11 protein-coding genes are annotated in these 13,673 nt (G+C 67.0%); 5 read left to right on the top strand and 6 right to left on the bottom strand.

Features of this window, described 5'->3' with window-relative positions; all coding sequences use genetic code 11:
* Nucleotides 1-25: 25 nt before the first annotated feature.
* The 4 genes from HV798_RS14410 to prfB form a co-directional block, all read right to left on the bottom strand.
* Nucleotides 26-349, bottom strand: a complete 324-nt coding sequence (locus tag HV798_RS14410) for a preprotein translocase subunit TatB (protein WP_175192062.1) — start codon at nucleotides 347-349, stop codon at nucleotides 26-28.
* A gap of 15 nt (nucleotides 350-364) precedes the next feature.
* Nucleotides 365-1,888, bottom strand: a complete 1,524-nt coding sequence (lysS, locus tag HV798_RS14405) for a lysine--tRNA ligase (protein WP_025136016.1) — start codon at nucleotides 1,886-1,888, stop codon at nucleotides 365-367.
* Nucleotides 1,889-1,897: 9 nt separating this feature from the next.
* On the bottom strand, nucleotides 1,898-2,653 hold the full coding sequence (locus HV798_RS14400; protein ID WP_175192063.1) for an SDR family oxidoreductase: 756 nt from the start codon (nucleotides 2,651-2,653) through the stop codon (nucleotides 1,898-1,900).
* A 42-nt stretch (nucleotides 2,654-2,695) separates the two neighbouring features.
* A protein-coding gene (prfB, locus tag HV798_RS14395; protein ID WP_175192064.1) for a peptide chain release factor 2 occupies nucleotides 2,696-3,800 on the bottom strand; the annotation gives its coding sequence in 2 pieces (ribosomal slippage) (nucleotides 2,696-3,718 and nucleotides 3,720-3,800; 1,104 coding nt in all).
* A gap of 265 nt (nucleotides 3,801-4,065) precedes the next feature.
* Here prfB and HV798_RS14390 point away from each other — a divergent pair.
* Nucleotides 4,066-5,376, top strand: coding sequence for an MFS transporter (locus tag HV798_RS14390; protein ID WP_175192065.1), 1,311 nt, complete (start codon nucleotides 4,066-4,068; stop codon nucleotides 5,374-5,376).
* A gap of 240 nt (nucleotides 5,377-5,616) precedes the next feature.
* Here HV798_RS14390 and recJ read toward each other — a convergent pair whose 3' ends face one another.
* A complete protein-coding gene (gene recJ / locus HV798_RS14385; protein WP_175192066.1) occupies nucleotides 5,617-7,317 on the bottom strand; it encodes a single-stranded-DNA-specific exonuclease RecJ in 1,701 nt (566 codons plus the stop codon).
* Nucleotides 7,299-8,240, bottom strand: coding sequence for a hypothetical protein (locus HV798_RS14380; RefSeq protein WP_175192067.1), 942 nt, complete (start codon nucleotides 8,238-8,240; stop codon nucleotides 7,299-7,301). Before HV798_RS14380 ends, recJ begins: the two co-directional genes overlap by 19 nt.
* 178 nt (nucleotides 8,241-8,418) lie before the next feature.
* Here HV798_RS14380 and HV798_RS14375 point away from each other — a divergent pair, with 178 nt between their 5' ends.
* From HV798_RS14375 to HV798_RS14360, 4 genes are all read left to right on the top strand, one after another.
* Complete coding sequence (locus tag HV798_RS14375; protein WP_246288815.1) at nucleotides 8,419-9,651, top strand: lipoprotein-releasing ABC transporter permease subunit; 1,233 nt, start codon at nucleotides 8,419-8,421, stop codon at nucleotides 9,649-9,651.
* A complete protein-coding gene (locus HV798_RS14370) occupies nucleotides 9,644-10,327 on the top strand; it encodes an ABC transporter ATP-binding protein (protein WP_025136023.1) in 684 nt (227 codons plus the stop codon). The genes HV798_RS14375 and HV798_RS14370 overlap by 8 nt, the downstream gene beginning before the upstream one ends.
* A 67-nt stretch (nucleotides 10,328-10,394) precedes the next feature.
* Nucleotides 10,395-11,213, top strand: coding sequence for a TatD family hydrolase (locus tag HV798_RS14365; RefSeq protein ID WP_175192069.1), 819 nt, complete (start codon nucleotides 10,395-10,397; stop codon nucleotides 11,211-11,213).
* Nucleotides 11,214-11,419: 206 nt separating this feature from the next.
* Nucleotides 11,420-13,672, top strand: coding sequence for a TonB-dependent receptor (locus tag HV798_RS14360; RefSeq protein WP_175192070.1), 2,253 nt, complete (start codon nucleotides 11,420-11,422; stop codon nucleotides 13,670-13,672).
* The last annotated feature ends 1 nt before the right edge of the window (nucleotide 13,673 follow it).

The following is a 13,673-nucleotide window of genomic DNA, read 5'->3' as shown; positions in this document are numbered from 1 at the left end:
GCTTTTGGGAAGGAGATGCGCCGCGTCAGCCGCGGCGCTTGAGGAAGGCGCCGACGCCGCAGGCGATGGCGATGGCCAGCAGGGCGCCGGCAATGGTGAGCAGGAAGTCGGCTTCGCCGTGATAGCCGCCGCCGGTGACGCCACCGGCGACGCTGCCCATCCAGATCACCGCGGTGATCAGCGCGCCCGACAGGCCCAGCGCGGCGGCCAGGCACAGGGCAATGAACAGCGGCGAGCGGCGCACGGGCGCCGGGCCGGCGGCATAGCCGCCACGGCCGCGCCGCGGCTGCATCACCATGTAGAACAGCGCGGCCACGACCGCGGCCAGCATCAGGATCTTGAAGATCATGATGCGGCGCGCGTTTTAGTCTTCACGGCGCAGGTGCGGGAAGAGGATGACGTCGCGGATGCTGGGGCTGTCGGTCAGCAGCATGACCAGGCGGTCGATGCCGATGCCGCAGCCGCCCGTGGGGGGCATGCCGTATTCCAGCGCACGGATGTAGTCGGCGTCGTAGTACATCGCTTCTTCGTCGCCGGCGTCCTTGGCCTCGACCTGCGAGCGGAAACGTTCGGCCTGGTCTTCGGGGTCGTTCAGTTCGGAGAAGCCGTTGGCGATTTCGCGGCCCGTCATGAACAGCTCGAAGCGCTCGGTGATGCCTTCACGCGAGTCGGAGGCGCGCGCCAGCGGCGAGACTTCGACCGGGTAGTCGATGATGTAGGTGGGGTTCCAGAGCTTGGCTTCGGCGGTTTCCTCGAACAGCGCCAGCTGCAGCGCGCCCAGGCCGGCGCGTGCCAGGACCGGGCCGTCGGCGTCGACGCCGAACTTCTTGAGCTCGGTGCGCACGAAGGCGGGGTCGTCCAGTTGGGCCTGGGTGTAGCCGGGCGCGTACTTGAGGATGGCTTCGCAGATGGTCAGGCGGTCGAACGGCTTGGAAAGGTCCAGCTCACGTTCCTGGTAGGTCAGCACGGCGCTGCCGGTGGCCGAGATGGCGGCCTGGCGGATCAGTTCTTCGGTGAAGTCCATGAGCCAGCGGTAGTCCGCGAAGGCTGCATAGAATTCCATCATCGTGAATTCCGGATTGTGGCGCGGGCTGACGCCTTCATTGCGGAAGTTGCGGTTGACTTCGAACACGCGTTCGAAGCCGCCGACGATGAGGCGCTTGAGGTAAAGCTCGGGCGCGATGCGCAGGAACATTTCCATGTCCAGCGCGTTGTGGTGCGTGACGAACGGCTTGGCCGCCGCGCCGCCCGGAATCGGGTGCAGCATCGGCGTTTCGACTTCCAGGAAGCCGGCGTTCAGCATGAACTGGCGGATGCTGCCCACGGCCTTGCTGCGCGCTTCGAACGTGCGGCGCGTGGCGTCGGTCATGATGAGATCGACGTAGCGCTGGCGGTAGCGCAGTTCCTGGTCGGCCACGCCGTGGAACTTGTCCGGCAGCGGACGCAGCGACTTGGACAGCAGGCGCGCCGTGGCGGCGTGCACCGACAGTTCGCCCTTGTTGGTCTTGAAGACCGACCCTTCGATCGCGATGATGTCGCCGATATCCCATTGCTTGAACGCGGCGTAGTTGTCTTCGCCCAGCGTGCCGCGGTCCAGGTAGATCTGGATGCGGCCGGTGCTGTCTTGCAGGGTGGCGAAGCTGGCCTTGCCCATGACGCGCTTGAGCATCATGCGGCCGGCAACCTTGACGGTGACGGCGGCGGCGGCCAGGGCTTCCTGTTCCTCGCCGTCGTACTTGTCGTGCAGGGCGGCGGCGCGGGCGTCGGGAACGAAATCGTTGGGATACGCGACCCCGGTTTCGCGCAGTTTGGCCAGCTTGGCGCGCCGTTCGGCGATCAAGCGGTTTTCATCCTGGGCGGTTGCCGGAGCGGTCGTGTGGTCGGTCATGGTCGGGGATCAGTCGTAATTGCGGATGTCGTCGATTTCGGTGGTGCCGAAATCGTCGCGGTCCAGGTAGGCGAGGATGCGGGAGGCCACGTTGGCGGGCGAGGACAGCTTGCCGGTGGCGTGGAAGTCCTGGAACTTGGCCAGCGCCGGGAAGGCGTCGGGATCGCTGGCGCGGATGGCGGCCTGCATGTCGGTGTCGACGATGCCGGGGGCCAGCGCGACGATGCGCGCGCCGCCTTCGCCCTGTTCCTGCTTGACCACGCGCGAGTACATGTCGAGCGCGGCCTTGGTGGCGCAGTACACGCCCCAGCCGGCGTTGGGATTGCGGCCCGCGCCGGACGAGATGTTGAGCACGCGGCGGTCGGCGGCAAGGTCTTCGACGGCAGCCAGAAAGCGCGCGGTCAGCAGCATCACGGCCGTGACGTTCAGGTTGAAGGCGGCGGCGATGGCCGGGCCGTCGATCAGCGCGTCGGTGCCGGACACGGGGTGCACGGTGCCGGCGTTGTTGATCAGCAGGTAGCGGCGCGCGTCGCGCGGCAGGGCGCCACAGATGCGCTGGGCGGCGGCATCGGCCGCAGCCAGGTCGGAGAGGTCCACGGACAGCTGTTCCAGCTGCACGTCCTGCGAGCGGGCGTAGGCGGCCAGCTCGGGGTCTTCGCGGCGCGCCAGGGTAAAGAGGCGCGTGCCCGGTTTGACCAGGCCGCGCGCCATGGCGGCGCCGATGCCGCGCGAAGCGCCGGTGAGAATTGCGATGGTGTCAGACATTCGTGGACCCTCTGGGTGCGGTGGGCGGAACTAGCGGGAAACTCAGACGCCTTGCTTCAGGCTGGCCTGGATGAAGGGATCCAGGTCGCCGTCCAGCACTTTCTGCGTGTTCGAGATTTCGACGTTGGTGCGCAGGTCCTTGATGCGGCTCTGGTCCAGCACGTAGGAACGGATCTGGTGGCCCCAGCCCACATCGGTCTTGGAGTCTTCCAGCTTCTGCTGTTCGGCCATGCGGTTGCGCATTTCCAGCTCGTAGAGCTTGGATTTGAGCATCTGCATGGCTTCGGCGCGGTTGCGGTGCTGCGAGCGGTCGTTCTGGCACTGCACCACGATGCCGGTGGGCATGTGAGTCAGGCGCACGGCCGAGTCGGTCTTGTTGATGTGCTGGCCGCCCGCGCCGGACGCGCGGTAGGTGTCCACGCGCAGGTCGGCGGGGTTCACTTCGACTTCGAAGGAATCGTCGACTTCGGGGTAGACGAACACGCTGGCAAACGACGTATGGCGGCCGCCCGACGAGTCGAACGGGCTCTTGCGCACCAGGCGATGCACGCCGGTTTCGGTGCGCAGGTAGCCAAAGGCGTATTCGCCTTCGATCTTGATCGTGGCGGACTTGATGCCGGCGACTTCGCCTTCGGATTCTTCAAGGATCTCGGCCTTGAAGCCCTTGCGTTCGGCGTACTTGAGGTACTGGCGCAGCAGCATCGAGGCCCAGTCCTGCGCTTCCGTGCCGCCCGCGCCCGCCTGGATGTCCAGGAAGCAGTTCAGGGGATCGGCCGGATTGGAGAACATGCGGCGGAATTCGAGGCTTTCCAGTTTTTCCTGGAAGGCGTCGGCGTCCGATTCGATGGATTCCAGCGTGGCGTCGTCGTTGTCGGCGGCGGCCAGTTCGAACAGTTCGTTCGAGTCGGCCAGGCCCGTGCCCAGGCCGGTCAGCGTTTCCACGACGTCTTCGAGGGCTTTCTTTTCACGGCCCAGGTCCTGGGCGTGCTTGGGGTCGTTCCAGACGGCCGGGTCTTCGAGCTCGGCGTTTACGACTTGCAGGCGTTCAGTTTTGGCATCGTAGTCAAAGATACCTCCGTAGAGCCTGTTCGCGCTCCGCGTAGTCGGCGAGGCGGGCTGCGAGCTGGTTCTGACGTTCGGCTTCCATGATGATCCTGTCTGATGACTTTTGTGCGAAACCTGGCATTTTACCGTGGATGGAGCCGGCTTGCGGGCCGGGGGGGCAAGAAAGGGGACGGATTGGTCGGAAATGCCTTCTAGGGGTTTGCGCGCAGAGCGGCGAGTTGTTCAGTTTTTTGTCAACTGCGGGATTCTAGGCTTGGTGGCCGGCCCATACGTCCCCTGCCCGGGGAACGGGACCGCGCAAGATGCCGGCGACCAGCCGGCCTATCCCGTTAGAGGAGGAGACGTTGATGGAACACACTATGGCCCCCGGGGTCTCGCCGGCGATCCCGGCGGCTGAGGAGGACCGGATCTACCGCAAGGTGGGGTGGCGGCTGGTGCCGCTTTTGGTGGTTTGCTATGTCGTGGCCTACCTGGACCGCGTCAATGTGGGCTTTGCCAAACTGCAGATGCTGCAGGAGCTTCAATTCAGCGAGACGGTCTACGGCCTGGGCGCAGGGATATTCTTCATCGGCTATTTCCTGTTCGAGATTCCCAGCAACATCATTCTTCATAAAGTGGGCGCGCGCGTCTGGATCGCGCGGATCATGATCACGTGGGGCATCATTTCGGCCTGCATGATGTTCGTGACCAGCGTGCACATGTTCTATTTCCTGCGCTTTCTGCTGGGCGCGGCCGAAGCCGGGTTCTTCCCGGGCATCATCCTCTACCTGACCTACTGGTATCCCGCCGCCCGCCGCGGCCGCATCACGACCTTCTTCATGACGGCCGTGCCGATGTCCGGACTGATCGGCGGCCCGATCTCGGGCTGGATCATGAGCACCTTCCATGGCGACCACGGCCTGTCCGGGTGGCAATGGCTGTTCCTGCTCGAAGGCATTCCGTCGGTGATCATCGGCGTGCTGGTGCTGATCTACCTGGACGACCGCATCAACAAGGCCAAGTGGCTGACCGCCAACGAAAAGGCCGTGCTGATCCGCAATATCGCGGCCGAAGAACAGAACAAGGAAGATCCGCCGATCCGCGCCGCGCTGACCCGTCCGCGGGTGTGGGCGATGGCACTGATCTACTTCTCGTTCGTGATGGGGCTGTACGGGGTGGGGTTCTGGATGCCGACGCTGATCAAGAGCACCGGCGTGCAAAGCCCGCTGGCGATCGGCCTGTTGACCGCGGTGCCGAACCTGTTCGCGGTGATCGGCATGATCCTGATCGCGCGCAACTCGGACCGCAACCGCGAACGCCGCTGGCACGTGGCGATTCCGGCGCTGTTCGGCGCGCTGGGCCTGCTGTTCTCGGCCATCTGGAGCGGCAACACGGTGCTGGCGATCCTGGCGCTGACGGTGGCCAACATCGGCATCTGCACGGTGCTGCCGCTGTTCTGGAGCCTGCCGACCGCCTTGCTGGGCGGCACCGCCGCCGCGGCTGGCATCGCGCTGATCAACTCGGTGGGCAACCTGGCCGGCTTCGTCAGCCCGTATCTGGTGGGCTGGCTCAAGGACATGACCGGCACCACCAACACCGGCCTGTACATGCTGTCCGGCTGCCTGGTGGTGGGCGCGCTGGTGGCGCTGGCGCAACCGGCCAAGCTGGTCAACAAGTAACGCGCGGGGCTTGATGTGGCAAGGACGCTTCCGGAGGGAAGCGCCCTTGCTATGTGGCCGGCGGGGGCTAGGATGTTTTTTTGCCGCCGGGCCGCCCCAAGGCAAAAGCGCCCCCTTGGGGGGCAGCAAGCGCGCGTAGCGTGCGCGGCGTGGGGGCGTTTTTGCCGCCGGGCCGCCCCAAGGCAAAAGCGCCCCCTTGGGGGGCAGCAAGCGCGCGTAGCGTGCGCGGCGTGGGGGCTCTCAACCCGCGTGTTCGATGACCAACTGCACCGACACCATCCCGTTCCACACGTTCTGTTCCAACCGGTACGCCGCCTGGATGTGTTCCGGCAGCGACTGGTCGTGGCCGAACCAGATGGCGTCAAAGCGCTGGTGGCCGCGTTCGAGCGACAGCTTCAGGTGCTTTTCGCCGACCAGGCGCTGGTTGCGCACCACGAATTCGTCCAGGAACAGCGGCGCGGCAAAGCCTGCGCCCCAGACCTGCTGCTGCAGCATGCCGGCCACTTCGGCGTTGGCATAGCCCGATTCCAGCGAGCCGTCGGTTTCGATGACGGGTTCGAAGGTGTCGCGGCCGGTCAGTTCGCGTACAGCGGCATCGAAGGCGGGAGCGAAGGCGGGGAAATCGTCCTTGCCCAGCGTCAGGCCGGCCGCCATGGCGTGGCCGCCGAACTTGCGGATCAGGTTGGGGTGGCGTTTGGACACCAGGTCCAGCGCATCGCGCAGGTGCACGTCGGGAATCGAGCGGCCCGAGCCGCGGATCTCGTCGCCGCCCGCGGGGGCGAAGGCCAGGGTGGGGCGCCAGAATTTTTCTTTCAGGCGCGAGGCCACCAGGCCCACCACGCCCTGGTGCCAGCCCGGGTCGAACACGCAGACCGTGGCGCCGGCCGAGGCGTTGGGTTCTTCCATGGCCGCCAGCGCCTGTTCGCGCATTTCGGCTTCGATGGTGCGGCGTTCGCGGTTGATGTTGTCGAGTTCGCGCGCCATTTCCAGCGCCTGGGCTTCGTCGTCGGTGGTCAGGCAGGCGATGCCCAGGCTCATGTCGGCCAGGCGGCCGGCGGCGTTGATGCGTGGGCCCAGGGCAAAGCCCAGGTCAAAGCCGTTGGCGGTGCGCGGTTCGCGGCCGGCCACGGCGAACAGGGCGCGCAGGCCTGGCTGCAGGCGGCCGCTGCGCATGCGCTGCAGGCCCTGGGTGACCAGCAGGCGGTTGTTGGCGTCCAGCTTGACCACGTCGGCCACCGTGCCCAGGGCCACCAGGTCGGACAGCGCGTCCAGGCGCGGGCCGCCATCGGCCGCGTAGACGCCGCGGCGACGCAGCTCGGCGCGCAGCGCCAGCATCATGTAGAAGATGACGCCCACGCCCGCCAGGTTCTTGGACGGGAAGCCGCAGCCCGGCTGGTTCGGGTTGACGATGGCCAGGGCCTCGGGCAGCGTGTCGCCGGGCAAGTGGTGGTCGGTGATGACCACGCCGATGCCGGCGTCGTTGGCCGCGGCCACGCCGTCGACGCTGGCGATGCCGTTGTCCACCGTGATGATGATGTCGGGCTTGCCGCTGCGGTGGCGGCAGGCCAGTTCGACCACGGCGGGCGACAGGCCATAGCCGGTCTCGAAGCGGTTGGGCACCAGGAAGTCGACGTCGGCGCCCATGGCCGACAGGGCGCGCAGGCCGACGGCGCAGGCGGTGGCACCGTCGCAGTCGTAGTCGGCCACGATTAGCAGTTTCTTGCCGGCCTGGATGGCGTCGGCCAGCACGCCGGCCGCGTGCGCCGAATGCGTCAGGCCGGCGGGCGGCAACAGTGACGGCCAGGCCAGCTTGGTCTGGTCGGGATGGGTGACGCCGCGGGCGGCCCACAGGCGCGCCAGCAGGGGGTGGATGCCCGAGGCTTCCAGGACGTGGCAGGCGGACAGGTCGGCCCGGCGGATGGTTAAGCGGGGTGAGACCACCAGGCGCTCCAGTTTTTCTTGGGGGCGGGCAGCAAGCCCAGCAGGCCCCCGCGCGGTTTCAGGGTGAGGGCGGCGCTGCGGTCGTCGCCCAGCAGCAGCAGTTCGGTGGGCGTGGCGGGCACGCCGTTGGGGCCGGCCAGCGGTTGCAGCTGCGTATCGAGTTCAGCCAGGGCATCGAGCCAGGCGGCCCAGTCGCCCGCGCGTTGCGGAGCGTCCAGGGCGGTCAGCACGTGCGCGCTGGGGGCGGCCGGGCGCTGCGGCCACGGCGTGCCGCCGCCATACAGCCACAGGGCATTGACGGGCGGCAGGCCGCGCGCGGCGCGGGCGTCGTTGACGGGATGCTCGTGCCAGGCCATCTGGATTTCATTGAGCAGGCGGCGCCAGGGGCGGGTTTCGGTGTCCTGGCGCCACCAGTCGTTCAGGCGCTGGCCGGCCACGGCCAGCGGGCTGGCGGTCTGGGGCCGCAGGCCGTCGGGCAGTTGCAGGCGCCAGCGCGCCGCCGACAGCGGTTGGACGGTGAAACCGGTGCCTTCGAACAGCGGGCGGGCGGTGTCCAGCAGCGCGGCGGTTTCTTCGTCGCGCAGGTCCATCTGGGCCGGGTCGAGCAACGTGGCCTGGTCGGTGCCCAGGGCCAGGTGCACCAGCTCGGCCAGCCAGACGGGGCCATTGCCGGCCGAGTCGTCAGCCAGCAGCGGGCCCAGGCCGGCGCCTTGCAGCAGGCCGGGTTCGGGGGCGTAGCCCGCCCGGTCCAGCTGCCAGGATTCGAAGGGAGTACAGCCGTAGGCGCGGATGTCGTGGGCCTGGACCCGGGCGCTGGCGGCTTGCAGCCAGCGGTGCAGCGTGGGCGCGCGCTGGGACAGGAGCTTGGCCAGTTCGGCGGCAACGGGAAGGGCGGGCAAGGCGCCCGGAATGACGATCAGCATGGGCGCGATTGTAGTCGCTGGCCGCCCGGGGAACTAAGGCCGGCCCCGATTGCCATACGTTGACACGGCTGGTCGTCCAATCCCACATCCGCGGGGCGGTTTTCCAGTCGGTTAATGCCATAATGCGCACGTGCTGAAAATACCCTACGAACTCTGGATCGGCGCCCGCTATGCCGGGTTGGCCCGAATCCGCCAGCGACGCGGCCGCCGCGATCGCTTCATCTCTTTCATCGCTGCCAGTTCCATGGCGGGCATCGCGCTGGGCGTCGCCGCCCTGATCGTGGTGCTGTCGGTCATGAACGGCTTCCAGAAAGAGGTCCGTGACCGCATGCTGTCGGTGCTGCCGCACATCGAACTCTACATTCCCGGCGCCGCGCCAGAGCGCGTGCTGGAGCAATGGCAGCAGTTCTCCGATGCGGCCAAGCGCAATCCCGAGGTCAAGGCCGGCGCGCCCTTCGTGGCGGCGCAGGGCATGCTGGTGCGGGGACAGGCGCTGCGCGGGGTGCAGGTGCGCGGCATCGATCCGGGCACCGAAGGCAATGTCTCGGACCTGCCGCGCCAGATGGTCTCGGGCAAGCTGACCGACCTGAAACCGGGCGGCTTCGGCGTGGTGCTGGGCAACGAGCTGGCCGACGGCATGGGCGTCAAGGTGGGCGATACGCTGCTGATGATGGCGCCGCAGGGCTCCATCAGCCCGGCCGGCTTCGCGCCGCGCATGCGCCAGTTCACGGTGGTGGGCGTGTTCTCGTCGGGCCACTATGAATACGATTCGTCGCTGGCCTTCGTGGACAACGACGACGCGGCCAAGGTCTTTCGCGACAGTGGTACCGCCGGTGTGCGCCTGCGCATCGCCGACATGCAGAAGGCGCCCGAAGTGGCCGCCGAACTGCGCAAGGTGCTGCCGCCGTACGTCATGGCCAGCGACTGGTCGCGCAACAACCGCACCTGGTTCGCGGCGGTGCAGACCGAAAAGCGCATGATGTTCCTGATCCTGGCGCTGATCGTCGCGGTGGCGGCGTTCAACCTGCTGTCGTCGCTGGTGATGGCCGTCAAGGACAAGCAATCCGACATCGCCATCCTGCGTACCCTGGGCGCGGGGCCGGGCGAAGTGGCCCGCATCTTCCTGGTGCAGGGCGCCCTGATCGGCGTGATCGGCACCTTCCTGGGCGTGGTGGGCGGCATCATCATCGCCTACAACGTCGATGTGATCGTGCCGTTCATCGAGCGCATGCTGGGCGTGCACTTCCTGCCGCGCGAGGTCTATTTCATCAGCGCCTTGCCGTCTGACCCCCAGATGGGCGACATCATGGTCATCGGCCTGACGTCCCTGGTGCTGTCGCTGCTGGCGACCTTGTACCCCAGTTGGCGCGCTTCGCGCCTGCAACCCGCACAGGTGCTGCGCCATGATTGATTCCCTGACGCCGGCGCTGCATGCCGACAACATCGTCAAGGTCTATGACGAAGGCCCGGCCCGCATCGAAGTCCTGAGCAACGTCACCCTGACGGTGGCGCGTGGCGAAATGGTGGCCATCGTGGGCGCATCCGGGTCCGGCAAGAGCACCTTGCTGCACATCCTGGGCTTGCTCGACGTGCCCACCAGCGGCGCGGTCTCGGTGGATGGCCAGTTGGCCGTCGGCCTGTCCGAAGCCCGCAAGAGCGCGGTGCGCAACCGCAGCCTGGGCTTCGTGTACCAGTTCCACCATTTGCTGCCGGAATTCTCGGCGCTGGACAACGTGGCCATGCCGCTCATCGTGCGCCGCGAAAATCGCGACAAGGCGCGCGAGGCGGCACGCGAAGTCCTGGGCCTGGTGGGCCTGGCGGCGCGTGAAGGCCACTACCCCGGCCAGTTGTCGGGGGGCGAACGCCAGCGCGTGGCGTTGGCGCGCGCGCTGGTGACGCGTCCGGTCTGCGTGCTGGCCGACGAGCCCACCGGCAACCTGGACCGCCACACCGCGCACAACATGTTCGAGCTGCTGACCCGGGTCAACAAAGAATCGGGCACGGCCTTCGCCATCGTCACGCACGATCCCGAACTGGCCGCGCGCGCCGATCGCCAGCTGTTGATGGAAAACGGCCGGCTCGTCTGACGTCTCGGCCCCAGGCAGTATCCGCCCGCCCCATGGCGGGGGATAATCAGCGCCAGGAGGCCCCGCCATGCTGATCGACACCCACTGCCACCTGGACGCTGCCGAGTTCGATGCCGACCGCCGGCAGGTCGCCGAGCACGCCTGCGAGGCCGGCGTCCAGTCCATCGTCATTCCCGCGGTCGAGCGCGCCAATTTTTCGGTGGTGCGCGACCTGGCTGCGCAGGTGGCCGGCGGCGCCTATGCGCTGGGCATCCATCCCCTGTACGTGCAGCGGGCGTCAGAGGACGACCTGGACGCGCTGCGCAGCGCCGTCAAGCAGGCCCTGGGCGATCCGCGCTTCGTGGCCATCGGCGAGATCGGTCTGGACTTCTTCGTGCCCGAGATCGCGTCCGGCGAACCGCGGGCGCGGCAGGAACGCTTCTATGCCGCCCAATTGGCGCTGGCCGCCGAGTTCAAGCTGCCCGTGCTGCTGCACGTGCGCAAATCGCAAGACATCCTGCTGAAGTACCTGCGGCGCCATGACCGCGTCGGCGGCATCGCGCACGCCTTCAACGGCAGCGCCCAGCAGGCCCAGGCCTTTGTCGACCAGGGCTTTGCGCTGGGGCTGGGCGGCGCCATGACCTACGAGCGCGCGCTGCAGATTCGCCGCCACGCCACCGACGTGGGGCTGCAGCACCTGGTGCTGGAAACCGATGCGCCGGATATACCGCCAGCCTGGCTGCACCCGCCCGAGCGGCGCAACCGGCCGGGGGAACTGGTCCGCATCGCCCAGGTGCTGGCGGACTTGCGGGGCATATCCCCGGCGCAGGTGGCACAGGCCACGACCGCCAACGCCCTGCGGGTGCTGCCGCGCCTGTCTGCCGCCATTCTGGCCGACGCCGACTGAATTTCCGTCCCTGTTTGATACGGTGCAATGCATGACGTTGTCGTGCGGATGCATCACTTTTGTCTGAAATTTCGTAATTCTGTCTGATTCCTGAATAAATCCTGACATTTGGTTGAATTGATGAATAGCAATAACTATCATTGCCGTTCCTAAAAAATCAGAACGTTGTCGCGGAGCCTGTCGCGGGGCAGGTTCCCAGGAATCCCATGAAAAAGACTGAATCGGCTGTAGCCAATGCCGGAGGTACCGGCTCGTCCACGATTTATGCCGCCATGTGCGGCGCCGCCTTGATGTCCCCGGGGCTGGCGCTGGCGCAGGGCAGCGCGGCGCCCGGCGCCGTGCACCAGTTGTCGCCCGTGCACGTGCAGGGGCAGGCGGTCAGCGACGGCTATGAAGCCAACGTCGCCTCGTCGCCCAAGATGACGGCGCCGCTGCTGGACACGCCGCGCTCGGTCACGGTGATCACCGAGCAGTTGATGCGCGATCGCGCCGCGACCTCGCTGATGGACGTGCTGCGCACCGCGCCGGGCATCACCTTCGGGGCCGGCGAAGGCGGCACGCCGACGGGCGACCGGCCGTTCATCCGTGGCTACGAAGCCAGCACCGACATGATGGTCGACGGCATGCGCGACCTGGGCCGGTTCTCGCACGAGACCTTCAACCTGGAATCGGTCGAGATCCTGAAGGGCCCCAGCTCGGCCTATTCCGGCCGCGGCTCGACCGGCGGCAGCATCAACCTGGTCAGCAAGAGCCCGAAGCTGGAAGACTTTGTCGAAGGTTCGGTGGGCTTTGGCACCGACGACAACTGGCGCCTGACCGGCGACGCCAACTGGGCGTTCAGCGAAAGCTCGGCCTTCCGCCTGAACGTGATGAAGCAGGGCGGCGATGTGCCCGGCCGCGACCACGTCGAGACCGACCGCTGGGGCGTGGCGCCGTCGTTTGCCTGGGGCTTGGGTACGCCCACCCAGGTGACGCTCAGCTACTACCACCTGCAGAACGACGACACGCCCGACCTGGGCATTCCGTTCAAGAACGAATCGCGCCCGGGCCGCGTGACGCCGCCCAAGGTCGACCGCGACAACTACTACGGCCTGATCGGCCGTGACTACCGCAAGAACCAGGCCGACATGGGCACGCTGATGGTCGAGCACAAGTTCAGCGATTCGCTGAAACTGCGCAACGGCACGCGCTACAGCGAATCGCGCAACGAATACGTGATGACGCGCCCGTCGTTCGACAATTGCGCGGCCCGCGTCAGCAACCGCCCCAATCCGGCCTATGGCAGGGCGCCGTGCTCGACCGAAGCGCCGGGCCTGCAGATCAGCAAGGCCTTGCGCACGCTGAACCAGACCAACCGGTCGTTCATCAACCAGACCGACCTGTTCGGCGAGTTCGCCACCGGCGCCATCCGCCACAGCTACGCGGCCGGCCTGGAATACAGCACCGAAAAGATCATCAAGCGCGACGGCATTTCCAGCGGCGGCTTTGACCGCACGCTGCTCGATGACCTGTACCGCCCGAATCCGCACCAGGCCTACACCGGCAGCCTGGCATGGGGCCCCAAGTACGACGCGGCCAAGACCAGCACGCGCGCGGCCTACGTGTTCGACACGATCAAGTTCAGCGAGCAATGGGAAACCAACGTCGGCCTGCGCTACGACAACTACCGCGTGTCCAGCGGCGGCGCGGATCGTACCGATGACATGTGGAACTACCAATTGGGCCTGGTCTACAAGCCGGCGCCCAATGGCAGCATCTACGTGTCGTACGGCACCTCGTCCAACCCGTCCGGCGAAACCGCCGGGCAGTCGGGCGGCGCGGACGGCGCGGCGGGCGGACGCCTGACCTCGGCCACGGCAGCGCTGGCGCCGGAGAAAAGCCGCAGCATCGAACTGGGCACCAAGTGGGACCTGTTCGACGAGCGCCTGTCGCTGACCGGCGCGGTGTTCGAGACCCGCAAGACCGATGCACGGTCGGCCGACCCGCTGACGGGCGACATCACCTTGGCGGGCAGTAACCGCGTACGCGGCGTGGAACTGAGCGCGGCGGGCTCGATCACCCGCAAGTGGCAGGTGTGGGCGGGCTACAGCTACATGGACCCGACGGTCACGAACTACACCAGCGGCGGCACGGACTTCAGCGGCAAGCAGATGAAGTTCATCGCGCGCCAGAGCGCGAGCCTGTGGACCACCTACAAGTTCCTGCCTGAACTGACCGTGGGGGCGGGCGCAACCTACACCGGCAAGCGCTACGTCGACGATGCCAACGTGTACCAGCTGCCGTCTTACTGGCGCTACGACGCCATGGCGGCCTACCAGTTCAACAAGAACTTCGGCCTGCAGCTGAATCTGAACAACCTGACCGACGAAACGATCTACGAGGCGTCGCACGTGGGCCTGTTCAGCTACGTGGCGCCCGGCCGGTCGGCCATGCTGACCGCGACGTTCCGCTACAACTGAG

Source organism: Achromobacter deleyi (assembly GCF_902859705.1).
Taxonomy (GTDB): domain Bacteria; phylum Pseudomonadota; class Gammaproteobacteria; order Burkholderiales; family Burkholderiaceae_B; genus Achromobacter; species Achromobacter deleyi.
Note: the sequence above shows the minus strand (reverse complement) of the source record. Positions and strands in the feature narration are given on the sequence as shown.